Here is a 21,194-nt window from a genome sequence, read left to right as displayed (position 1 = left end):
ATGCTTTTTCTCGACTCTTGGCCGGTTTCGTGCCAATCCCCGCGCCATGGCGCTCGATATCAAGATCTGCGGATTGAAGACCGATGATGCAATGGCCGCGGCATTGGCCGGCGGCGCCAGCCATGTCGGCTTCATCTTCTTTGCCAGGAGCCCGCGCTATGTCGAGCCTGCGGCAGCCGGCCGCCTGCGCCAGGCGGCAATCGGCAAGGCCCTGGCGGTTGCCGTGACGGTCGATGCCGATGACGCCTTCCTGGACGAGATCGTCGAAAAGATGCGACCCGACATGCTGCAACTGCACGGCACGGAGACGCCCGAGCGGGTGGCCGAGGTGAAAGCTCGCTACGGCCTGCCTGTCATGAAGGTGTTCTCCGTCAGTGAGGTAGCCGATCTCGAGCGGCTAAAGCCGTTCATCGGCGTTGCCGATCGCTTCATGTTCGATGCCAAGCCACCAAAGGGCTCGCAACTTCCGGGCGGCAATGGCGTCGCCTTTGACTGGCGCATCCTGGCCGGCCTTGACGCCGGGCTCGATTACATGCTTTCCGGTGGGCTCAACGCCGCCAATATCGGCGACGCCCTGATATCAGCCAATCCGCCCGCGATAGACATTTCGTCGGGGGTGGAAAGCGGCCCGGGCGTCAAGGATCCGGCGCTGATCGAGCAGTTCTTCCGGGCCGTCAGGGCCGCGCGCGACGACCGCGCTGCCTGAGGCACTTCTTTCGAACCCGAGCATGTTCCGGAGAAGTGGGAACCGGTTTTCCGATAAGACATGCTCAGAACCAAGACCAGGAGATCGGCGATGAACAAGCCGGCGACACCCAATTCCTTCCGCACGGGACCCGACGAACAGGGCATGTTCGGCATCTTCGGGGGCCGCTTCGTGGCCGAGACGCTGATGCCGCTGATCCTCGACCTCGAGCGGCACTGGAACGAGGTCAAGAACGATCCGGACTTCAAGGCTGAGTTGACCAACCTCTCGACCCACTATGCCGGGCGGCCGTCAAAGCTGTATTTCGCCGAAGGCCTGACCAAACATCTTCGTGAGGTTTCCTCGGCGAAGGGCCTCGGGGGCGGCGCCAAGGTCTATTTCAAGCGCGAGGACCTGAACCACACCGGTTCGCACAAGATCAACAATTGCCTCGGTCAGATTCTGCTCGCCAAGCGCATGGGCAAGAAGCGCATCATCGCCGAGACGGGCGCCGGCCAGCACGGCGTTGCCGCGGCCACGGTCGCGGCGCGCTTCGGCTTTCCCTGCGTCGTTTATATGGGCGCCACCGATGTCGCCCGCCAAAGCCCCAACGTCTTCCGCATGAAGCTGCTCGGCGCCGAAGTGCGGCCGGTGACCGCCGGTCACGGCACGCTGAAGGACGCCATGAACGAAGCGTTGCGCGACTGGGTCACCAATGTCGAGGACACTTATTATCTGATCGGCACCGCCGCAGGTCCGCATCCCTATCCGGAGCTGGTGCGCGACTTCCAGTCGGTGATCGGCATCGAGGCGCGCGCCCAGATCCTGGAACAGGAAGGCCGGCTGCCCGACACCATCATCGCGGCTGTCGGCGGCGGCTCCAACGCCATCGGCCTGTTCCATCCTTTCCTCGACGACAGGCAAGTCCGCATCATCGGCATCGAAGCCGGCGGCCGCGGCCTCGACGGCATCGAGCATTGCGCCTCGATGAATGCCGGCGCGCCAGGCGTCCTGCACGGCAACCGCACCTATCTCCTGCAGAACGCCGATGGCCAGATCATGGACGGCCATTCGATCTCGGCCGGCCTCGACTATCCGGGCGTCGGCCCCGAACATTCCTGGCTGCGCGATTCCGGCCGCGTCGAATATGTGCCGATCCTCGACGACGAGGCGCTGGAAGCCTTCAAGCTGACGACGCGCGTCGAAGGCATCATCCCGGCGCTGGAATCCGCCCACGCCATCGCGCATGCGGTGAAGATCGTGCCTGATATGGACAAGGACCAGATCGTCATCGTCAACCTGTCGGGACGCGGCGACAAGGATGTGCACACAGTGGCCTCGATGCTGGGCATGGAGATCTGATCATGGTGACCCGCATCGACCGCCGCATGGCAAAACTGAAAGCCGAGGGACGCCCGGCGCTCGTTACCTATTTCATGAGCGGCGACCCGGACTATGACACCGCTTTGTCGATCATGAAGGCGCTGCCCAAGGCCGGCGCCGACATCATCGAAATGGGCATGCCGTTTTCCGATCCGATGGCCGACGGCCCGGCGATCCAGGCCGCGGGCCTGCGCGCGCTGAAAGGTGGCCAGACGCTGGTCAAGACGCTGCAGACGGCGGCTGATTTCCGCGCTGGCGACAATGAGACGCCGATCGTCCTGATGGGCTATTACAACCCGATCTACATCTACGGCGTCGACCGCTTCCTCAAGGACGCAATTGCCAGCGGCATTGACGGGCTGATCGTCGTCGACCTGCCACCGGAAATGGATGAGGAACTCTGTATCCCTGCGCTGAAGGCCGGCATCAACTTCATCCGCCTGGCAACGCCGACCACCGATGACAAGCGCCTGCCCAAGGTGCTGCAGAATACGTCGGGCTTCGTCTATTACGTGTCGATGACCGGCATCACCGGCTCGGCTTTGGCCGACACCGGCAAGGTTGCCGCCGCGGTCAAGCGCATCAAGGGCCACACCAACTTGCCAGTCTGCGTCGGCTTCGGCGTCAAGACCGCCGAGCAGGCGCGCATTATCGGCGCCAATGCCGATGGCGTCGTCGTCGGCACCGCGATCGTCAACGCGGTCGCCAATGTGTTGGGACCGAAGGGCGAGAAGACCGCCGACCCGGCCGAGGCCGTCGCCACCCTGGTCAGCGGACTGTCTCAGGGCGTGCGTTCGGCCCGCCTTGCTGCTGCCGAATAGTTTCCCTACTTAGGCCTTGTGCAAGTCGTTATCCCAAAACCGGTTCCCACTTTTGGGCGACATGCACGAGCCAACTCTTCGTCAGGACAGGAGCCGAAGCGATGAACTGGATCACCAATTACGTTCGCCCGAGGATCAATTCGATGCTCGGCCGGCGCACCGACATGCCCGAGAATCTCTGGATCAAGGATCCCGAGACCGGCGAGATGGTGTTTCACAAGGACCTGGAATCCAACCAGTTCGTCATCCCGTCATCGGGCCATCACATGAAGATTTCGGCCAAGGAACGGCTGAAATTCTTCCTCGACGACGGCAAATACGAGCAGCTTGAGAACCCCAAGGTCATGCAGGACCCGCTCAAGTTCCGCGACGAGAAGCGCTACACCGACCGCTTGAAGGACGCCAAGGCCAAGACCGGCCTGGAAGACGCCATCATCAATGCGCTGGGCACGGTCGAGGGCCTGCCGGTTGTAGTGACGGTGCAGGATTTCGCCTTCATGGGCGGCTCGCTCGGCATGGCCGCGGGTGACGCCATTGTGCACGGTTTCGAGGTCGCCTTGCAGCGCAAGCGGCCGCTGATCCTGTTTGCCGCCTCCGGCGGCGCGCGTATGCAGGAAGGCATCTTGTCGCTGATGCAGTTGCCGCGCACCACGATCGGCGTCGATCGGCTGAAGGAAGCCGGCCTCCCATACATCGTCGTCTTGACCAACCCGACCACCGGCGGCGTCACCGCCTCCTACGCCATGCTGGGCGACGTGCATATCGCCGAGCCCGGCGCGCTGATCGGCTTCGCCGGCCCGCGCGTCATCGAGCAGACTATCCGGGAGAAACTGCCGGACGGTTTCCAGCGCTCCGAATATCTGATGGAGCACGGCATGGTCGACATGGTGGTGTCGCGGCTGGAACTGCGCGAGACGATTTCACGGCTGTTGAAAATCCTGCTCAAACTGCCGCAGGAGCAAAAGCCGCTGGAGCCGGAAATCCTGCCGCCGTCGGTCATCCCGACGGAAGCCCGCCCGCAGGCTTGAGACGACATTTCTGGCCGCAAACCGCGATTGCGTGCACCTGCGCGCATGCGTAGGATTCGCTCATGACCACGCTTGCCGCAGATCGTGAAATCGAAGCCCTGATGGCGCTGCATCCGAAAGGCTTCGACCTTTCGCTCGACCGCATCACAAGGCTGCTCGAACGCCTCGGCAATCCGCAGGAGCGGCTGCCGCCGGTCATCCATATCGCCGGCACCAACGGTAAGGGCTCGTGCGCGGCCTTTTCGCGCGCGCTGCTCGAAGCCGGCGGCCACCTTGTCCATGTCCACACTTCGCCGCATCTGGTGAACTGGGCCGAGCGCTACCGGCTGGCGGCCGAGGGCGGCGGCCGGCTGGTCGACGACGAGACCTTCGCCGAGGCCATCGCCCGCGTCGCCCGGGCCAATCAAGGCCAGAAGATCACCGTCTTCGAAATCCTAACCGCCGTCACCTTCATCCTGTTTTCCGAACATCCGGCTGCCGCCGCCATCATCGAGGTCGGCCTTGGCGGCCGCTTCGACGCCACCAATGTCGTTGCCCGGCCGGCGGTGTCGGTGATCATGCCGGTGTCGATGGATCACGAAGCCTATCTCGGCGACCGGGTCGAACTGATCGCCGCCGAAAAGGCCGGCATCATGAAGCGCGGCTGCCCGGTGGTCATCGGCGCGCAGGAGAGCGAGACGGCGCTGCAAGTGCTGATCGAAACCGCCGAGCGGCTGGATTGCCCGACCTTCGTCTACGGCCAGGATTTTCTCGCCTTCGAGGAAAACGGCCGCATGGTCTATCAGGATGAGGACGGGCTGATGGACCTGCCGCCACCGCGCCTGCCCGGGCGCCACCAGTTCGCCAATGCGGCGGCAGCGATTGCCGCCGTCAAGGCCGCCGGTTTCGAAATCAGTCATCGCGCCACTGAGAAGGCGATGGCGAGCGTCGCATGGCCGGGCCGCATGCAGAAATTGGCACAGGGCCGGCTGGCGGACCTCGCTCCCAAGGGCGCCGACATCTGGCTCGATGGCGGTCACAATCCGGGCGCCGGCGTGGTGGTGGCGGAAGCCTTGGCCGAGCAGGAGGAAAAGAACCCGCGGCCGCTGTTTTTGATTGCCGGCATGATCAACACCAAGGACCAGAGCGGCTATTTCCGCGCCTTCAAGGGCCTGGTCCGCCATGTCTACACCGTGCCGGTGAGCATGAGCGACGCCGGTGTGCCGAATGACGAACTGGCGATCCGGGCGACCGAGGCCGGCCTCACCGCCGAGCCGGTCAGCTCCGTCGCCAGCGCGCTGATGCTGCTGCGCGACACCTGGGACGGCCCGGCGCCGCGCATCCTGATCGGTGGTTCGCTGTATCTCGCCGGTGCGGTGCTGGCCGAAAACGGCACGCCACCGACCTGAATCCACACTTTCGCGAGGGAGCCGGTGATGATCAAGGTGAAGCAACTCGCCCATGTCTGCATCTTCGCGCATGATCTGGAAGCGACGCGGGCCTTCTACCGCGACGTGCTCGGCCTCGACACGCAGTTCAACTTCCTGCGCGACGGAAAGGTGTTCGGCTTCTACCTCAATTGCGGCGATCGCAGCCATGTCGAGGTGTTCCAGAAGGACGGCACCAGCCATAGCGAGCTCAACCAGATCAACCATTTCTGCCTTGAGGTGGAAAACATCGATGCGGCGATCGCCCACATCAAGTCGAAAGGCATTGATATCACGGCCAAGAAGCATGCCTGCGACGACACGTTTCAGGCCTGGATCCGCGACCCCAACGGCGTGAAGATCGAGCTGTTCGAATACACCGCAAAAAGCGCGCAATTCACCGGCGGGGATCGCATCGCCGACTGGTAGTATTTTGGCCCGGGGAATCTATCGGGCGGTTGCCCCTCGGGCAGAAGCCCCGATATGCTTGGCGAAGCATGGAGGCAAGCTCGAATGGTTGTGAAGTGTCTTGTTACCGTCGACAACGACCCGCCGGAGGAGCTGATATTTGAATATGCTCCGCGGGTCGGCGATCATGTGATGTTACCGGGAGCCATCGAGCCACCGCACCCAATTGTTCGAGTGGCCCACAGACCGACGCGCCCCAATGATGCATCCGGCCAGCCCAGTGTCGCGTATTTCGTAAGCCGAGAGACGTTTCTCTATCGTGTGTATACGGGCGCTATAGAGGGATATGGGCAGGTCCTGAAGCCCGCGACCGGACGGAAGCCCGGCAAGCCTAGGCAGGCCAAAAAAACCGTGGCTCAAACTAAATAGACATCGGCGGCCGCGGCACCAGTCTGAGGCCTATTTCAGCTCGATCTCGATGAAGGCGTATTCGCCGTCATTGGCGCTGATGACGTCGTGCTCGACGCCTTCCTTGCGGAAGTAGGGCGCGCCCTTCTTCATTTCAGCAAAACTCTCGCCGTCCTTGGTCACCAGCTTCACCTTGCCGTCCATCAGCGGCACCACGACGTAGTCATGGCCATGCCGGTGCCAGCCGGTGTTGTCGCCGGGCTGGAAGCGGTATTCGGTGACGATGACGCGCTCATTGTCGATGAAGACGGTGGCCTTGGCGGATCCGGTCATTCTGTTTCTCCCTGTCCTGCCTCAAGCAGATGACATGGAGTGCGCCGATGCGAGGGCCAGAGGCGGCCGGGCGATGACGCCAAAGAAAAAGCCCGGCGCGAGGGCCGGGCTTCGATCTCGGGAACTAATGCAGGTCGCCCAAAAGTGGTCCCGGTTTTGGGAGGACGACATGCATCAAAACAAAGCCAGATCAGGCGAGGCTGCCATTGATCCAGTGCGACAGCGCGGTCTTCGGCGCGGCGCCGACCTTCATGTCGGCCACTTCGCCGCCCTTGAAGATCATCAGCGTCGGGATCGAGCGCACGCCGAACTGGGCGGCAAGCTCGGGGTTCTCGTCGATGTTCAGCTTGGCGATCTTGATCTTGTCGCCGAGTTCGTTGGCGATCTCTTCCAGCGACGGACCGATCATCTTGCAGGGGCCGCACCATTCGGCCCAGAAATCCACGACGACGGGCTGCGAGGCGTTGAGCACATCGGCCTGGAAATTGCTCTTGTCGACCTTGACGGTGGCCATGCGAAATCCTTTCGAAATTTATCTCGCACCAAATGTGGTGGTTGAGCAGCCCTTCTTCAAGCAGAACTTGTGTCACGCTCCCGTGAGTCGGGCAAGGGCGTCATCCATCGCCTGCGCCGGCAGTTCGATCAGCCTCGGCGCCTCGGTGAACAGCAGCGCCGCCGTCACCGCGCGGCCGGGGTAAAGCGGCTTGAGCAGCGCGCGGTAGAGCGCCAGCTGCAGTATATAGGCCGGCGGCACCTGGGCCAGACTCGCAGGCGCCGGCCGGTTGGTCTTGTAGTCGACGATCGATACGCGCTCGGGCGTCACCGCCAGCCGGTCGATCTTGCCGGAGATCGAGCGCAGCCTGCCCTTGACCTCGATACTGCCCATGACGGCCACTTCGGCGCGTGACGAGGACGAAAACAGCCCGGCAAAACGCGAATCTCTGAGGATCGCCATCACCGAAGCCAGCGCCTTGTTGCGCTCGGCCTCCGGCCAGTCGGCGCCGGCTCGAATGAGATACTGCGCCGCCGCGCCTTGCCGTTCGTCTTCGGCAAAACCGGGCAGCATCTGCAGCAGCTTGTGCAGCGCCAGCCCGCGCATCACCGCAAAGCCCGGCTCCGCCTCGCTGTCCAGCACCGGCGAGCGGGTATCGACAACAGCTTCCTTGGCCTCGTCGATCAGCGCCGACGCGCCGGAAGGCGACAGCGGGCGCGGCAGCTCCTCATAAGGCGGCAAGGGCCGGAACAAGCCCACCGGCAGCGGCGGCACCTGTTGCGGCAGCCGCGACTCGTCGGCTGCCGCTTGCGCCACCGGCGGAAGCTTGGTCATGACGAAACGGTGCACCGGCTCGCTGCTGGCGGGGTGGCGGCGCTCCGTGCTTTCCGGCGCGGCAAGCAGCGCGCGGCTGACAATCGAATGCCAGGTGCCGGTGCTGGGCTGACGCTTGCCGTGATAGCCGCAGACGATCAGCCGGTCCTCGGCGCGTGTCATGCCGACATAGAGCAGCCGCCGGTATTCGTCGTCGGCAAGCTCCCGCGCCCTGGCCGAGGCTGCCTTTGAGAAGCCGTTGGCGACATCGGCGGCTGAGCGCCAGAGATAGCCCTTGCCGTCGAAATTGCGGCCCGAAGCGTCGAACGGCATGAGCCGCGGCAGATGCTGGTCGCTGAACGGCGCCGACCCGCCATCGACCAGGAAGACAACAGGCGCTTCCAGGCCCTTGGCGGCGTGCACGGTCATCACGCGGACCTCGTCGCGCGTCTGGTCCATCTCGCGCTTGATCTCCGGGCCGGTGTTCTCCAGCGTCGCCAGAAAGGCTTCCAGCCCCGGCAGTCCGGTGCGTTCCTCGGCCAGGCAGAAACTCAGGAATTCGTCGAGGATGTCGCCGGCTTCCGGTCCAAGCCGGGCGATCATCTTCTTGCGCAGGCCGTCGCGCGCCAGCACCCCGGCGTAGAATTCGAACACGGGCCGGAACGCCGCCTCGTTGGCCCAGCCGTCGAGCCGGGCAACGACATCGGTCAGCGCGGTATTGTCGCCAGCATGCTGGCGTAGTGAGGCGATCAGCGATGTTCCGGCTGGCCGTCCGGCGCCAAGCGTAAAAAGCGTCTCCTCCGACACGTCGAAAACCGGGCTGCGCAGCACGGCGGCGAGCGACAGGTCGTCCTGCGGCTGGATGAGGAAATGGCCGAGTGCGATCAGGTCCTTGACCGCTATGTGGCCGGGCAGGCTCAGCCGGTCGGCGCCGGCGACGGGAATATCGCGGTCCTTCAGCGCGCGTGACAGCGCATGGACGAAGCGGTCGCGCTTGCGCACCAGCACAAGAATGTCGCCGGCCCTCAGCCTGCGTCCCTTGCCCTCGATGATCTCGCGGTCCTTGAGCCAGGCCTGGATGGTCGCAGCCACATGCTCGGCCACCCGCACAGCCGGCGCGCTGGCATGGTTGACCGGCAACGTCCAGTCGTCGGGCTCCTCGACGGCGTCAGCGCCGAGCGACGGCCAGACCTCGACATAGCCAGGCGCGTCGTTGCGGATCGCCTTATGGTCGAGCGGATCGGGGTCATGGCTGATGCCGCGCCGCACGCCCGGATCGGCAAAGACGCGGTCGACGGCGGCAAGCACGTCGTCGGTCGACCGGAACGACCAGGTCAGTTTCAGGTCGGCAAACGAAGCATTGGCGGCGTTCACACGTCCGGAAAACAAGAGCCGGCTGTCGGCGAAGGAATCCGGCGCGGCACCCTGAAAGGAATAGATCGACTGCTTTTCGTCGCCGACGGCGAACACCGTGCGATTGGTCGTGCCGCGCTGGCCGTGGCCGGCAAAGAACTCCTCCGCCAGCCGCTTCACCACCTCCCATTGGTCGGGGCTGGTGTCCTGCGCCTCGTCGAGCAGGATGTGATCGATGCCTTGGTCGAGCTTGTACTGCACCCAGGGGCCGGCATCGGGCCGCGCCAGAAGGTTGACGGTGCGGGTGATGAGGTCGTTGAAATCGAGAAAGCCGCGGCTGCGCTTCAGGCGCTCGTAGCGCACGATCAGCCAGTCGGCTATGGTCAACGCCGCGACCGTGCCTACCAGCATCCGGAACAGCGCCAGCCGGTCGGAGACGTCTGTTATCGCCTTGACGGCCGCCAGATAGCGCTCGGGAAGGTCGGGCAGCCGGCCGAGCAGCGCCTTCTTGAACAACTTTGAGGGATCATAGGGGTCGCCACCGGCCTTGAGAAAGGCTTTGCCGAGCATCTGCAGCCGGCGGGTCGGGTCCGTCTCGGCAAAGGCCAAGCGGGCATAGGGCAAGAGATTGTTGAGCACGGTGCGGGCGTCGGCGGCCTCGGCGGCACTGGCGAACACTGCAAAGAAGTCCGGCAGGAAACCCGGCAGCGGCCATACCGATGCCGCTATGTCTTCGGCGCTCTGCCCGGGGCGAAAATGGAATTCGTCGAACAGGGCCTGAAAGCCGCCGCCGTCGCGCCGGACCGCATCGATGAAGCCGCGTAAGCCGTCGCGCTTGCGCACGATTTCGGCGAGCAGCGCATCGAGCCCGTGTTCTCCGCCGCGCTCCAGCACGGTGGCAAAGGCCTCGGCCAGTCCGGCGTCTCCGGCTGACGTGCCCGAAATCATGTCGCGGCGGGCGCCGGCAAATAGCGAGGCCTCCATCTGCGGATCGAGCATTTCGAAATGCGCCGGGATGTTGGCCTCGAGCGGAAACTGGTGCAGCACCGATTCGCAGAAGGCGTGTATGGTCTGGATCTTCAGCCCGCCCGGTGTTTCCAGCGCTTCGGCAAACAGCCGGCGCGCCCGGCGCATCGTGTCGCGGTCGGGTCGGCGGTCGTCCACCGCCTCAATCTTTGTGGCAAGCTCGGCATCGCCGAGCGCCGTCCATTCCGACAGGGTCGAGAACACGCGGTTCGACATGTTGGCGGCGGCCGCCCGCGTATAGGTCAGGCACAGGATCTTCGACGGATCGGTGCCGTTGAGCAGCAGCCGGACGACGCGCTGGGCCAGCACATGCGTCTTGCCCGAGCCGGCATTGGCGGACACCCAGGCCGAGTTCTTCGGGTCGGAGGCGCGCGCCTGGCTGGCGGCGGTTTCGCTGGGGATGGGATAGGCTTTTTTCATGCCTCCCCCGCCTCGTCATCGCTGTCGCCGCCGGCCGACCATTCGAGCACGCGCGCCAGATGGTCGTAATCGCCATCGCTCTCGCCCTCGCGAAAAGGCAGCGCCCGCGACAGATAGCCGGTCGTCGGATCGGCATAGTGGACCAGCAGCTTTTCCAACCGCGCCCAAGCCTCCTCGGCGAGGTCTTCGGCGGTCCGGGGCTGGCGGTTGTAGTCGAGGATGGATTCCTCGAAGACTTCGCCATTCGGCTTCAGCCGCACGAATGCGAGCTGGGAGGGCTCGCGCGCGCCAAGCCCCTTGAAGGCGCCGCGCCGGAGCAGCGCCCCTTCGAGCGCCAGCTGTGGCGCCAGCAGCGTGTGGGCCTGCGCCTTGGACGGGGACGAGCCGGTCTTGTAGTCGAGAATGTCGGCCATGCCACCGGCCAAAAGGTCGACGCGGTCGGCATAGCCGGACAGCGTCACGCCGGTGCGGCCGACAGCGGTCTTTTCGGCGCGCTCCTCGGCATGCCGCCGGGCGACGGCGGGAGCGCGGCCGCGCTCCCATTCGATGATGTTGGCGGCAAGCTTTTCGAAGCGCGGCCACCACACAGCCTCGACGTCGGCGGGCAGGGCGATCTCGGCAAAGCAGGTCCGGCCGGCAGCGATGAGGCGTTCCAGAGCTTCGGGCGCGCGGGGATCCGCCACCTCTGTCGAGAACAGATGCAGGATGTCATGAAACAGCGTGCCGCGCTCGGCCGCGCCGGGGTCGCGGATCACCGGCTCGAGCGGCAGAAGGCTCAGGATACGCTTGGCATAGACCGCATAGGGGTCGCGGCGCAGCGTCTCGATCTCGGTCACCGAGAAGTGGGTGGGCCGCATGCTCAGCGGCGGTTTCGGCTGCGGTCGCGGCGCGAAATGCTGCCGCTCGCCGGCATCGAGCGCGCGCGCCCAGGCAAGCAATTCGTCGCCGCGTCCGCGCAGTGCGGCTGCAGGATCCTTGCCGATGAAGGTGAGGATGCGCTGCAACCAGCGCGACGGCACCGCCGGTGCGTCGCTGGCGCGGGCGGAGCGCGTCAGCACCACCTTTTTCGCCCCCATCGCCATCTGGAAGTCGTGGGCGGCAAGGCCGATGCGCCGCTCCGGCGGCTCGAGATCGATGCCGGTCTTCATCAACCGCGACATGAAGCGATCGCTTTCCGGCTTGCGTGGCCACACGCCTTCGTTCAGCCCGCCAATGACAAGCGTGTCGACGCTCTGCAGCCGTGCCTCCAGCGCGCCCCATATCGCGATGTTGCGGTCTGTGCCTTGCCCCGGCTTGACCGTTTCCGGTGCTACCAGCGCGTCCATCACATCAGGCCATTCGTCGGCCGGGAAGTCGAACGATGCAGACGCGGCGACCACACCGCGCAGCAGCTCGGCGAGTTTCTCGCCGGCGTCGCCGGCATAAAATTCAGCCAGGCTGCCCTCCGCCGTGCGGCCGAGATTTTCCAGCGCGGCGACGCTCGCTCTGGTCAACGCGACGAGATCGGCATTCTCTTCACCGCGAAAGGCAGTCAGCGGCGCCAGCGCCGCCACAAGCCGGCTCAGCATATCGCGGGCATCGTCGATGCCGCGCACGCTCAGGCGCGAAAACCAGAAGGGCTGGCGCTTGTCCCCGCTCAGCCCGGCGAGACGCTCCTCGAACAGTGCTGGCAAGGCGGCGATGTCGGGGCGTCCGGTGCCGCCGCGCAGCGCCACGAGTTCGATGAGCTCGGCGGCATGGCGCACGCCGGTGCGCTCAAGTCCGAGCCCGAGCAGCGGATGCTTGAGCAGCGACAAAAGGTCGACGGGATCGCCGGGCCGGAATACCGCGTGAAGTGTGAGCCGCAGCAGGCTGGCTGCAGGCGTGTTGGCGAGCGGCGTGCCGCCGGAATCGTCAGCGATCACACCGAAGCGCAACAGCTCGGCCGAGACGCGCCGCGCCAGCCCGCGGTCGCCGGTAACGAGCGCTGCCCTGTGCCCCGGCTGTTCCACGGCGGTTTTCAGCGCGATGGCGATCGCCGCCGCCTCGTCGCGTTCGCTGGCGGCTTCGACCAGCGTCACGTCGGCGAAGGCCTCGGCGATGTCTACGGCGTTGAAGCATATGCGGGTCTCGGCCCATAATTCCGTGGTCTCGGCCGGCCGCAGCGCCTCGCCGACAAGGGCCGCGCGGAGCGCCAGTGCGGGCTCGGCGGAGACCACTTCCTCGACATCGCCACGCAGCACGCCAATCTTGCCGATCAGCTTGGCCATGCCGTATTGCGGGTGGCCAAGCAGTGCCGGCCGCGCACCGGGCGCCCCAATCGCGGCAAAAGACGGTTCGTCCAGCATCCCATCGAGCCCGGGCAGCACCACGGCGCCGTTGGGCAGGCTGGCGACCGTGGCAAGCAATTCGGCCGTGGCGGGAATAGAGCCCGTCGAGCCGGCGGCGATCACCGGGCCTTTGGGCGGGTTGCGTTCCAGCCGCTTCGCCTCGCGCCGGATCAGCGCATTGCGGTGCGCGGCCGGGTTGGAGCGGTCGCGCTCCTCCAGTAATTTCGGCCAGGCCTCGGTGACGATACGGAGGAAATCGAGCGTCACAAGCCACCATCCGGCAAGATTGCCGGTGACCAGATCGGCAAGCCTGGTCCAGTCCGTGCCTTCGGTTTCGATCTCGTCCATCAGCCGGGCGAGGTCACGCGCTAGCCAGATCGCATCGGCGGCGGAGGCCGGCACGACGATCTCTTCGTTGAACATATCAAGGACATGCGCCGGCAAGGTGCGCTTCCAGGCCCGCACCAGCGGCGCCAGTAGCAGCAGGCGTTCGATGGCTGCGATCGGCGGCGCCATTTCAAGCTCGGTCGGCGTGCCGGCGTCGAAGGCGGCTTCGTCCTCGTCGAACTCTCCGAGCGGGCGGATGACCGGCAGGATCGCCGAACGGCGGCTCCCTCCCGGTCCCGAAAGCGCGTCGACAAAAGCGCCGCGCAGCGCACGGGCCGCGCGCCGTGTCGGCACATAGATGGTGACATCAGCCAGCGCCAGCGGATCGCCGTCGAACCGGAAGCCGGGCACCAGCCGTCCGGCCAGCAAGGCCTCGGCCAGAGTCGGCAGGAATGGCGCTCCGGGCGGGATCGAAAGAACGCGGCGCGCGCCGCTCATACCACCTTCGCGAGAGCGTCGGCGACCGCCGCTTCCGCCTGCGGAATGGCGTCGGGAGTGCCGACGGTGATCCAGCTTCCGCGCATCTGCATGCCGAACAGACGGCCAGAGGCGATTGCCTTGTCGAAATAGGTGTTGAGCGAATGCGCCCCGGCCGGCGCATCCCTGAAGATGGCGGGATTGACGATTGCCGCTCCGGCATAGATCAACCCGGCCGGATCGCCTTTCGAGCGCCGCAGGCCGCCATCCGGCGCCATCAGGAAATCCGTGCCGACACCGTGTCCGGTGGCCGAGTCGAGATCGGTAAGCATCAGCAGAATATCCATTTTCGCGCCGTCCCATGCAAGGGCAAGGCGCTCGAGGCTGGGCTGGCCGCTGTCGATCCAGAACGTATCGGCGTTGATGATGTAGAAGGGTTCGGCACCCAGCAGCGGCAATGCCTTGACGATGCCACCCGCCGAATTCAGCAGCGCGTCGCGCTCGTCGGAAATGACGATCTTTGGCGCCCGCCTGTGGGCGATATGGGCGACGATCTGGTCCGGCAGATAGTGCACGTTGACGATGGCTTTCTCGACGCCGGCCGCTTCGAGACTGTCCAGCCCCCAGTCGAGCAAGGTCCTGCCGGCGATCCGCACCAGCGGCTTCGGCATGGTGTCGGTGATCGGCCGCATGCGCTTGCCAAGACCCGCCGCCAGCACCATCGCTGTGGTCAAGGTCACGGGAGCCGTTCCTCCAGCAGGCCATGTGCCATGTAAAACTCCTTCAGCTGAGCCAGCGCCGGGTGCGCCAGCGCCCGCCTGAGATAATCGCGGATGCGCGGCAGGTGTCGGAGATAATAGGGCTTGCCGTCGCGCTTTTCGAGCCGCACGAAAATGCCGAGGATCTTTGAATTGCGCTGCGCCGCCATGATCGCATAGGCCCTGCGGAAGGCGTCCTCATCGAAGCCGACGGCGGCGTGCCGCGCAGCGACATAGGCGTCCACGGTCCGCTGCTCGATATCGGGCGAAACGGTGACGCGGGCATCCATGGCCAGCGACGCAACGTCATAGGCCGCAGGACCCATCAGCGCGTCCTGGACGTCGACGATGCCGAGGCGGTCGTGGCCTTTGCGGTCACCGCGCCAGATGATGTTGGGCGAATGGAAGTCGCGCAGCATCAGCGTGTATTTCTGTGTGTCCAGCCGATCGAGAACCGCGTTCCATTCCCTGTGATAGCCGGCGCGTAAAGCCTCGCTTGCCGGGCTGCCGGTCACCATCGGCACATACCAATCGACCAAGAGATCGGCTTCGATCAGCATGGCGTCGCGATCGAACGGCGGCACCTCGTGGAAGACGCCCGGCACGGCCTCCATGCGCTGCGGCCAGGTCTTCCCATGCATCATCGCCAGCAATTCGGCCGCTGCCGCGTAGCGCTCGGCCACCGGCTCATCATTGCCGTCGAGAAAACCTTCCGAGCCCAGATGCTCCAGCAGCAGAAAGCCCCGTTCGAGATCCTCGGCATGGATTTTTGGGACACTGACACCTTGCGACAGCAGCGCCTTGTCGATGGCGACGAAAGCGGTGACCGACTGCGCCGTGTGGGCGATCACGGCATAGGGCTTGCCGTCGCGCACCGGCGGCCCCAGCACCAGCCGCGGCGAATTCATCAGCACGCGCGGCGCAAGGCCGGCGAGCGAAACAATCTCGTAAGAGCGCGCCGAGGCGTCGCCGACGAAATGACGCCGCGCGGCGTCGCCCCAACCGGCCGTTTTGAGGAAATCGCGCATCGCCAGCGATCGCGCCACGCGTTCGAAGGCAACGCCTTGGCCCGATAGTTTCGCCAATCGTCCTTCGTCCTGATGGACGAGTTCGATCCAGATCGACGTTCTCGGAAGAGCGGCCTCCGCCCGTTCCGGCCACTCGACAAGGGCAGCGCCCTGCAGCAGCGCCTCGTCGAAACCCAGCTCGTCCATCTCGCCGGCCGAGGACAGGCGATAGAGATCGAAATGGTGCACGGGGATGCGCGTGTCGTAGCTTTGCACCAAGGTGAAGGTAGGGCTCGGCACATCGAGGCCGGCATCATCGGCCAGCGCCCTGATCAGGGCCCGCGCCAGCGTCGACTTGCCGGCGCCGAGATCGCCCTTGAGCGCCAGCACGTCGCCCGGCCGCAGCGCCATGGCCAGGTCTTCGCCGAGCCTTGCGGTCGCAGCCTCGTCGGCGAGAAAACGCTCCAGCACAACAACAGTCATCGAGCGCGCTACTCGGCCGCGGCGCGGATGCCCGACGGTGCATCGGGGAAGGTGCAGATGACGGTGGTGCCCTTGTCCTTGCCGGTCTCGATGCGCACGCTGCCGCCGTGCAGCTCGACAAAGCTCTTGACGATCGACAGGCCTAAGCCCGCACCGCGCCGGCGCCCGCCATTGGTGCGCGGCTCGAAGCGGCGGAACACCGAATCGAGCAGGTCCGGCGGCATGCCGGGGCCGTTGTCATGGACGGAGAATTCCACACCTTGCTCCAAATGCCGGCAGGCAAGCGTGATCGTGCTCGCCTCCGGCGCGTAATTGGCGGCGTTGCTGAGCAGATTGTAGAGGATCTGGCGAACCCGGGTCTCGTCGCCGTGAAAACTCTTCGGCGCCGCAGCGGCGTCGATCCGGAGCTTGATCGAATGCTCTTGCAGCCGGTCGGCGACCAGTTCGGCCGCGGCCTCGATGGTGCGCTCGACGCTTACTTCCGAAATGTCGAGCTGCATGATACCGGCGTCGACGGTGGCGAGGTCGAGTATGTCGTTGACGATGGTGAGCAGCACCGAGGATGACGAGCCGACATGCTCGACATATTCGCGCTGCTTTGGGCTGAGCGGCCCGGTCGCCGGCAGCGACAGAAGCTCGGTGAAGCCGATGATGTTGGTCAGCGGCGAGCGCAGCTCGTAGGAGACATGCTGCACGAACTCGTTCTTCAGCTGGTCGGATTTCTGCAGCGCTTCGTTCTTGTCCTTCAGCGCGCGCTCGACATTGACGCTGTCGGTGACGTCCACAAAGGTCATCATCACCTGGCCGTTGGGCAGCGGGATGACGGCGTAGCTGAGCACTGTGCCGTTCTTCAGTTCGGTCTGGCCATGGCGGTCGCGGCGCTCGTCGTCGAAACCGGTGATGGCGGCGACGAACCCGCCCCACGGGCTGTCGACGGCGCGCTGGTCGCTGAGATCGCGGATCGCCGAGACATGGACGTTGGGCTTGATCACATCCTGGCTCAGTCCCCACAGCGCGACAAAGGCCGGGTTCGACAGGCGCAGCCGCCCATCGGGACCGAACACGGCGACGCCTTCGGCCAGATTGTCGAGCGTTTCGCCCTGGACCCGCACCGCCGTCTGGTAGCGGCTTTCGAGGTCCATCTTCTCGGTCAGGTTCTCGAACACCCAGGTCACGCCGCCCTTCGGCTGGGGGTTGGCCACCACGCGGATGGTCTTGCCGTCGGGCAAATGCCACCAATGCTCTTGCGATTCCACCGCGCGGTAGGCGCCAAGCAGGCCTTCTTTCCAACGCCGCCATTCCGGCTGCTCGGCGATCTTGCCTTCGCTGCGCAGCCGGTCGAGCAGCAGCGCATTGTCGGGCGCGCTATGCAGGAAGCCCGGGTCCAGCCCCCACAGTTTCTGGAACGCCTGGTTGAAGAAGCGCAACTTCTCGTTGGCATCGAAGATCGCCACCGCCGTGTTGAGCTGGTCGAGCGTGTCGGCATGGCTGCGCACCGTGCGCTCATATTCGCCGCGAATGGTTTCGGTGGCGCTGGTGTCGCAGGCAAGGCCGGCCGAGCCGTCCGCACCGGCGAAGTCGGTGACGGCGAACACGCGGCGGTCGCCCTCGATCACTGTCGACAGCGTTTGTTCGAAGATTGGGCGCGATTTGTGCTGCGCGGCGATCTGTTCGCGCGCTTGGGCGCCGAGGAATTCCTTGGCTTCGCGCACGGCGGTCTCGGCGTTCGGTGCCTCGACCGCTCCGGCATAGGCACGGTTGACCCATTTCAGCCGCCCGTCGGTGGCGCGCAGCCAGGCCGGCATCGGCAAGGCGTCGAGCAGGCCGATCATGGTCTCGTAGTCGGCGGCCAGACGCTGGTTCTCGATCTTCAGCCTGGCTTGGCTCCTCTGAGTTTCCGACAGCGAGACGAAGCGCACCAGCACATGCGCGGCGCTCTTGCGGCCATGCACTTCAAGCGGCGCCCCGGCCTGCGATTCGATCACGAGATCAAAGGGTTTCGCTTTCTCGCGCAGACCAGCGACGGCATTTTCGAGCGCCGCCGCCGAGCGCGGCATCAGCCAGCGGCCGAAGGCGAGGAAGGCTGCACGGTCGTCCGGCGCACCGCTTTCCAGCGGCAGCGTGCCGATCAGCTCCGGCTTCTTGTTCTCGGACGCCCAGACGATGACGCGCTGGTCACGCAGATTGAGCAGCGCCTCGGAGCGCTGCAGCGCCGCATTGATGTCGGCAATGCGGGCTCTGAGTTCGACATTCTGCGCCGAGGTGCGGGCTCTTTCGCGGATCAGGAAGATGGCCGAGACCAGTGCCGCGCCCATGACGCCGACGAACATGGCGAGCTGGATGACTTCGACCGCGCTGACCGACAGTCCGGCCTTCTGCGCAATGGCCGGCTCGGCATGGGCGGCAAACGAGGTGAGCGGGCCGGCAAGAGCTGAGGTGGCAAGAAAGCCGGCGGTGCGGGCGCCGACACGCCTCTTCAGGCCACCGCCTGTCGTGACGGAGCCAGTGCTATCGGAATCGTCATGGCCGCCGGAAACGGCCGATCCCGCGCGAGGCGGGTTTTCCCCCGGCATGTCTTGGTCCTCTTCGCCGCCTGAATGCAAGACCGCCCAGATCAGGATCACGTTTGGTAGAAACGCCCTTCTGACCTAACTCTCTCTTGAAGAGCATGATCTTTTCCGAAAACCGCTTCCCACTTTTCGCTGACGCGGTCCTTCGGTTCGAATCATGCTCTCGATGCGTACGCCGGCCCTCGTCCCCGGCCCACGAATCAGCACAATAGCGCGTGCTGGAATCGGCGTGAAGAATCATCCGCGCAAAAAAGAAGTCGGGCGAAAAGTCAATCGCCCGGCTTCAATATCTAGTGGTAAACGCCGCTTTGGCTAATAGCGGTAGTGTTCCGGCTTGAACGGACCCTGCGGGGTCACGCCGATATAGGCGGCCTGTTCGCCGGACAGTTCGGTCAGGCGGGCTCCGAGCTTGTCGAGATGCAGACGCGCCACCTTCTCGTCGAGGTGCTTGGGCAGCACATAGACCTGGTTCTGGTACTGGCCGGGCTTGGTGTAGAGTTCGATCTGCGCCAGCACCTGATTGGTGAACGAGGCCGACATCACGAAGCTCGGATGACCGGTCGCGTTGCCGAGGTTGAGCAGGCGCCCCTCGGACAGCAGGATCATCCGCTTGCCGTCCGGGAAGGTTATCATGTCGACCTGCGGCTTGACGTTGGTCCATTGCAGGTTGCGCAGCGACGCGACCTGGATCTCATTGTCGAAGTGGCCGATATTGCCGACGATCACCATGTCCTTCATCGAGCGCATGTGGTCGAGGGTGACGACATCCTTGTTGCCGGTGGTGGTGATGACGATGTCGGCGGTTGGTGCGGCATCTTCCAGCGTGACGACTTCAAAGCCGTCCATCGCCGCCTGCAGCGCGCAGATCGGATCGACTTCCGTGACCTTGACGCGGGCGCCGGCGCCCTTGAGCGAAGCCGACGAGCCCTTGCCGACGTCGCCATAGCCGCAGACGACCGCAACCTTGCCGGCCATCATGGTGTCGGTGCCGCGGCGGATGCCGTCGACCAGCGATTCCTTGCAGCCATATTTGTTGTCGAACTTCGACTTGGTGACCGAGTCGTTGACGTTGATCGCCGGGAAGGGCAGCAGGCCCTTCTTCTGCAACTGGTAGAGCCGGTTGACGCCCGTCGTCGTCTCTTCGGTGACGCCGCGGATGGCTTCCTTCTGCTTGGTGAAAAAGCCGGGCGAAGCCTTCAGGCGCTTCTTGACCTGGGCGTAGAAGTATTCCTCTTCCTCGCTCTGCGGGTTGGACAGCACGTCCTCGCCGGCTTCGGCGCGGGCGCCGATCAGTATGTACATCGTGGCGTCGCCGCCATCATCGAGGATCATGTTGGAGAGGCCGCCATCGGCCCACTGGAAGATCCTGTCGGTGTAGTCCCAGTACTCCTCGAGCGACTCGCCCTTGACGGCGAACACCGGGATGCCGGCCTCGGCGATGGCCGCGGCCGCATGGTCCTGGGTCGAGAAGATGTTGCACGAGGCCCAGCGGATATCGGCGCCAAGCGCCTTCAGCGTCTCGATCAGCACCGCCGTCTGGATGGTCATGTGCAGCGATCCGGTGATGCGCGCACCTTTCAACGGTTTCTTGTCGCCGAATTCCTCGCGGCAGGCCATCAGGCCCGGCATTTCGGTTTCGGCGATATCGAGTTCCTTGCGGCCCCAGCCGGCAAGCGAGATGTCGGCGACCACATAGTCCTTGCTACCTGTCATGGCAGTGCTCCGGTGTGATTTGTCTTCAGAATGCGCCTGCGCCACACGGCGCGTCGAAGGGCGCGGAATGCCGGCCTGACTAGCAGATCGCCGCCAAGACGACAATGGGATATAAAGAAATCTTTATGCGCGTATGTGTTTACGGGGATGCATGCCGCCCAAAAGTATCCGGCGGTTTTGGGACAACGGCGTCCAAAGCAAAAACTTCAGCACTCTTCGCCGAAGCGCGAGGCGACCAGCTGCTCCAGCGCGTCCATCGCCGCTGCGGCTTCAGCGCCGCTGGCGGTGACGCGGATCGAATAACCGGGGCTCGCCGCCAGCATCATCAGCCCCATGATCGAGGTGCCGCCGACCTTGAGACCATCCTTCTCGACATGGACGGTGGCGTCGAAGCCGCTGGCGACCTGGACGAACTTCGCCGAGGCGCGCGCATGCAGGCCGCGCTGGTTGACGATCGGGAACTCGCGCACGATCTCACCGGGCGACAGCGCGTTCATTTGCTGCTCAGCAGCTGACTTGCGACGTTGATGTATTTGCGCCCCGCGGCCTGCGCCTCGTCGAGCGCGGTCGCCATGTTGTCGCCCTTGCGGATCGACGACAGCTTGATCAGCATCGGCAGGTTCATGCCGGCGATGACCTCGGTGCGACCGGATTCCATCACCGAAATGGCGAGGTTGGAAGGCGTGCCGCCGAACATATCGGTCAGAACGATGACGCCGGTCCCGGTGTCGACGCGGCCGACGGCGTCGACGATATCGCGCCTACGCTGCTCCATATCGTCGTCGGCGCCGATTGCCACGGTTTCGAAATTGTCTTGTGGCCCCACGACATGTTCCACGGCATGGCGGAACTCGGCGGCCAGTTGACCGTGCGTTACAAGCACGAGTCCGATCATTCTATGGTGGCTCCCGTCATCGCCGCTTCACAGGCGCTTTTTATGCTCGCCGGCCATCCCAGGCGGCGGGAGCGCTAT

The 21,194-nt window shown here is 64.8% G+C and carries 16 protein-coding genes; 6 read left to right on the top strand and 10 right to left on the bottom strand.

What is annotated here, in order from left to right:
• Positions 1-46: 46 nt before the first annotated feature.
• From X771_RS155995 to X771_RS156020, 6 genes are all read left to right on the top strand, one after another.
• Positions 47-706, top strand: coding sequence for a phosphoribosylanthranilate isomerase (locus tag X771_RS155995; RefSeq protein ID WP_023672289.1), 660 nt, complete (start codon positions 47-49; stop codon positions 704-706).
• A gap of 90 nt (positions 707-796) precedes the next feature.
• The gene (trpB, locus tag X771_RS156000) at positions 797-2,047 is read left to right on the top strand and encodes a tryptophan synthase subunit beta (protein ID WP_023687439.1); all 1,251 of its coding nucleotides are present in this window, start codon (positions 797-799) and stop codon (positions 2,045-2,047) included.
• A gap of 2 nt (positions 2,048-2,049) precedes the next feature.
• Positions 2,050-2,889 (top strand): tryptophan synthase subunit alpha, encoded by an 840-nt coding sequence (trpA, locus tag X771_RS156005; protein ID WP_023687438.1) that lies wholly within the window; start codon positions 2,050-2,052, stop codon positions 2,887-2,889.
• Positions 2,890-2,990: 101 nt separating this feature from the next.
• Positions 2,991-3,917, top strand: a complete 927-nt coding sequence (gene accD, locus X771_RS156010; RefSeq protein ID WP_023687437.1) for an acetyl-CoA carboxylase, carboxyltransferase subunit beta — start codon at positions 2,991-2,993, stop codon at positions 3,915-3,917.
• Between the two features lie 62 nt (positions 3,918-3,979).
• Positions 3,980-5,305 carry a folylpolyglutamate synthase/dihydrofolate synthase family protein gene (locus tag X771_RS156015; RefSeq protein WP_023687436.1) on the top strand — a complete coding sequence of 442 codons (1,326 nt, stop codon included), beginning with the start codon at positions 3,980-3,982 and terminating at the stop codon, positions 5,303-5,305.
• Between the two features lie 27 nt (positions 5,306-5,332).
• Positions 5,333-5,752 carry a VOC family protein gene (locus tag X771_RS156020; RefSeq protein WP_023687435.1) on the top strand — a complete coding sequence of 140 codons (420 nt, stop codon included), beginning with the start codon at positions 5,333-5,335 and terminating at the stop codon, positions 5,750-5,752.
• A gap of 438 nt (positions 5,753-6,190) precedes the next feature.
• Here X771_RS156020 and X771_RS156025 read toward each other — a convergent pair whose 3' ends face one another.
• From X771_RS156025 to X771_RS156070, 10 genes are all read right to left on the bottom strand, one after another.
• Complete coding sequence (locus tag X771_RS156025; RefSeq protein ID WP_023681396.1) at positions 6,191-6,472, bottom strand: cupin domain-containing protein; 282 nt, start codon at positions 6,470-6,472, stop codon at positions 6,191-6,193.
• 190 nt (positions 6,473-6,662) lie between these two features.
• Positions 6,663-6,986 (bottom strand): thioredoxin, encoded by a 324-nt coding sequence (gene trxA, locus X771_RS156030; RefSeq protein ID WP_023672297.1) that lies wholly within the window; start codon positions 6,984-6,986, stop codon positions 6,663-6,665.
• A 72-nt stretch (positions 6,987-7,058) separates the two neighbouring features.
• Positions 7,059-10,577 (bottom strand): double-strand break repair helicase AddA, encoded by a 3,519-nt coding sequence (gene addA / locus X771_RS156035; protein ID WP_023687434.1) that lies wholly within the window; start codon positions 10,575-10,577, stop codon positions 7,059-7,061.
• The gene (gene addB / locus X771_RS156040) at positions 10,574-13,711 is read right to left on the bottom strand and encodes a double-strand break repair protein AddB (RefSeq protein ID WP_023687433.1); all 3,138 of its coding nucleotides are present in this window, start codon (positions 13,709-13,711) and stop codon (positions 10,574-10,576) included. The genes addA and addB overlap by 4 nt, the downstream gene beginning before the upstream one ends.
• On the bottom strand, positions 13,708-14,412 hold the full coding sequence (locus X771_RS156045) for a nucleotidyltransferase family protein (RefSeq protein ID WP_031199014.1): 705 nt from the start codon (positions 14,410-14,412) through the stop codon (positions 13,708-13,710). The genes addB and X771_RS156045 overlap by 4 nt, the downstream gene beginning before the upstream one ends.
• A 14-nt stretch (positions 14,413-14,426) precedes the next feature.
• On the bottom strand, positions 14,427-15,938 hold the full coding sequence (gene tsaE / locus X771_RS156050) for a tRNA (adenosine(37)-N6)-threonylcarbamoyltransferase complex ATPase subunit type 1 TsaE (protein WP_023687431.1): 1,512 nt from the start codon (positions 15,936-15,938) through the stop codon (positions 14,427-14,429).
• An 8-nt stretch (positions 15,939-15,946) separates the two neighbouring features.
• Complete coding sequence (locus X771_RS156055; protein WP_023687430.1) at positions 15,947-18,511, bottom strand: PAS domain-containing sensor histidine kinase; 2,565 nt, start codon at positions 18,509-18,511, stop codon at positions 15,947-15,949.
• A gap of 309 nt (positions 18,512-18,820) precedes the next feature.
• Positions 18,821-20,221 (bottom strand): adenosylhomocysteinase, encoded by a 1,401-nt coding sequence (gene ahcY / locus X771_RS156060; RefSeq protein ID WP_023681401.1) that lies wholly within the window; start codon positions 20,219-20,221, stop codon positions 18,821-18,823.
• Between the two features lie 206 nt (positions 20,222-20,427).
• Entirely contained in the window at positions 20,428-20,718 is a 291-nt protein-coding gene (locus tag X771_RS156065) for an HPr family phosphocarrier protein (RefSeq protein ID WP_023672303.1), read from the bottom strand.
• A complete protein-coding gene (locus tag X771_RS156070; RefSeq protein ID WP_023672304.1) occupies positions 20,715-21,116 on the bottom strand; it encodes a PTS sugar transporter subunit IIA in 402 nt (133 codons plus the stop codon). The genes X771_RS156065 and X771_RS156070 overlap by 4 nt, the downstream gene beginning before the upstream one ends.
• Positions 21,117-21,194: the final 78 nt, after the last annotated feature.

Source organism: Mesorhizobium sp. LSJC269B00, assembly GCF_000502815.1.
In the GTDB taxonomy this organism is placed as follows: domain Bacteria; phylum Pseudomonadota; class Alphaproteobacteria; order Rhizobiales; family Rhizobiaceae; genus Mesorhizobium.
The sequence above is the reverse complement of the archived record's forward strand: the minus strand, read 5'-3'. Positions and strand labels throughout refer to the sequence as shown.

What these genes read in the sequence shown, in the direction of transcription:
- trxA (WP_023672297.1), bottom strand. Translation starts at nt 6,986, where the DNA reads ATGGCCACCGTCAAGGTCGACAAGAGCAATTTCCAGGCCGATGTGCTC.
- trpA (WP_023687438.1), top strand. Translation starts at nt 2,050, where the DNA reads ATGGTGACCCGCATCGACCGCCGCATGGCAAAACTGAAAGCCGAGGGA.
- X771_RS156070 (WP_023672304.1), bottom strand. Translation starts at nt 21,116, where the DNA reads ATGATCGGACTCGTGCTTGTAACGCACGGTCAACTGGCCGCCGAGTTC.
- X771_RS156020 (WP_023687435.1), top strand. Translation starts at nt 5,333, where the DNA reads ATGATCAAGGTGAAGCAACTCGCCCATGTCTGCATCTTCGCGCATGAT.
- X771_RS156025 (WP_023681396.1), bottom strand. Translation starts at nt 6,472, where the DNA reads ATGACCGGATCCGCCAAGGCCACCGTCTTCATCGACAATGAGCGCGTC.
- X771_RS155995 (WP_023672289.1), top strand. Translation starts at nt 47, where the DNA reads ATGGCGCTCGATATCAAGATCTGCGGATTGAAGACCGATGATGCAATG.
- tsaE (WP_023687431.1), bottom strand. Translation starts at nt 15,938, where the DNA reads ATGACTGTTGTTGTGCTGGAGCGTTTTCTCGCCGACGAGGCTGCGACC.
- addB (WP_023687433.1), bottom strand. Translation starts at nt 13,711, where the DNA reads ATGAGCGGCGCGCGCCGCGTTCTTTCGATCCCGCCCGGAGCGCCATTC.
- ahcY (WP_023681401.1), bottom strand. Translation starts at nt 20,221, where the DNA reads ATGACAGGTAGCAAGGACTATGTGGTCGCCGACATCTCGCTTGCCGGC.
- accD (WP_023687437.1), top strand. Translation starts at nt 2,991, where the DNA reads ATGAACTGGATCACCAATTACGTTCGCCCGAGGATCAATTCGATGCTC.
- X771_RS156015 (WP_023687436.1), top strand. Translation starts at nt 3,980, where the DNA reads ATGACCACGCTTGCCGCAGATCGTGAAATCGAAGCCCTGATGGCGCTG.
- X771_RS156055 (WP_023687430.1), bottom strand. Translation starts at nt 18,511, where the DNA reads ATGCCGGGGGAAAACCCGCCTCGCGCGGGATCGGCCGTTTCCGGCGGC.
- trpB (WP_023687439.1), top strand. Translation starts at nt 797, where the DNA reads ATGAACAAGCCGGCGACACCCAATTCCTTCCGCACGGGACCCGACGAA.
- X771_RS156045 (WP_031199014.1), bottom strand. Translation starts at nt 14,412, where the DNA reads ATGGTGCTGGCGGCGGGTCTTGGCAAGCGCATGCGGCCGATCACCGAC.
- X771_RS156065 (WP_023672303.1), bottom strand. Translation starts at nt 20,718, where the DNA reads ATGAACGCGCTGTCGCCCGGTGAGATCGTGCGCGAGTTCCCGATCGTC.
- addA (WP_023687434.1), bottom strand. Translation starts at nt 10,577, where the DNA reads ATGAAAAAAGCCTATCCCATCCCCAGCGAAACCGCCGCCAGCCAGGCG.